Genomic DNA, 1,474 nt, shown 5'->3' with positions numbered 1-1,474 from the left:
ACCCTGCTCACGCATGCGTAGGGCCGTGGAGCGCTTTTCACGTTGTTCTTGGGGGCTGAGTTTACGGGCATCTATTTTCATGGAGACAGATTATCTAATATGCCCTATTTATTTGCCAGGTTAATATCAATGGCAGTTTTTCTTGATGCTGCCATATTTTCTAGAGTCTGTTCCCCTGCATTTAGCATTGTTACGATATCTTGTTTGCTTAACTTATCATAATTCACGTTACGGAGTTGCTCTAGTATTAACTCTTGATCCGACATATATGATCCTCTTTATTATTATCGATTTGTTGTTTATGATAATATTAATTATTTCATTGTTCCATTGTTCCATTGTTCCATTGTTCCAGAAAAAAACAGCTGGGATAGTGTATCATAAAAAATATATTTCGAGCGAATGGGGAAAGTCGGTCGAGCCATGCGCATAACCAATCCATGGCATTGGACGCACAGTATATCGTTACCGGTGGATAAATGAATTAACCGCTCAATCCACTAGGTTGCGACGACGCAATCAGTTCATGGACGGTGCGGTTTATCTATTACCCCTCTAGATAAATGAGCAGGGACAAACTTCGCCACCCAAGATGGCACTTTTTCTACCGGCATGGGTTTCGCAATACCATAGCCTTGCGCTACATCACAACCTAGGTTCATCAGCAACACTCCGTGCTCAACCGTTTCCACCCCTTCAGCAATAACCTCGCGGTTAAACGATTTCGCTAGGCCGATGATCGCCTTAGTCAGCCCCAAGCTGTCTTTATCGATGAGTATGTCGCGTATAAAAGATTTGTCTATCTTGATTGACTGCGTGGGCAGTTGTTTAAGGTAGCTCAGCGATGAATACCCGGTTCCAAAGTCGTCCAACGAAAATGTCACACCCAGATCCTGGCAAGCAATGAGGCACTGAGTGACATGTGATAAGTGTTCTATCACCACTGATTCGGTAATCTCAATATCCAACATCTGCGGCAAAACATTAGGGTGGCTGTCCAGCAAAAACTTTAGGGACTTTACAAAGTTTTCTTTTTTCAAATGTAATGCTGCAATGTTTACACTCACAGACCACGAATGACCCAAGTCCGCCCATTGTTCTATTTGACTGAGCGCCTGATCTATGACCCACTCGCCGATCTCCACGATCAGATCGCTCTGCTCAATCAACGGTATAAAATACTGCGGTAATATAAGTCCATCTCGCGGATGCTGCCAACGCAATAGTGCTTCAAAACCAATCACTGCCCCACTGCTCAAACTTATTTTTGGTTGATAATGCAAGCATAACTCACCATCATGTAACGCTTGGCGAACCCGTATTACGGTATCAAAAGCTGATTTATCCATGGCGGCCGCAAAAACTGAGTGCAACACCTCACCCTCCGGTAAGGTGCCGCCATGTCCTATACAGAACTCAGCGTCGAAGAACGCGCCACGATCCAGGTCGGGCAATATCAAGGTCTTAGTCAGCG

Annotated in this window: 1 protein-coding gene and 1 pseudogene; both read right to left on the bottom strand. The window is 44.6% G+C overall.

What is annotated here, in order from left to right; all coding sequences use genetic code 11:
* Positions 1-104 precede the first annotated feature (104 nt).
* Positions 105-266, bottom strand: a complete 162-nt coding sequence (locus tag AC19YX_RS35220) for a hypothetical protein (protein ID WP_440463660.1) — start codon at positions 264-266, stop codon at positions 105-107.
* Positions 267-524: 258 nt separating this feature from the next.
* Positions 525-1,343, bottom strand: a pseudogene (locus AC19YX_RS35215) (putative bifunctional diguanylate cyclase/phosphodiesterase); the annotation flags it as partial.
* Between the last annotated feature and the right edge of the window lie 131 nt (positions 1,344-1,474).

This window comes from Pseudomonas sp. MF09150, assembly GCF_059862355.1.
This window is presented reverse-complemented; position numbering and strand designations above follow the sequence as displayed.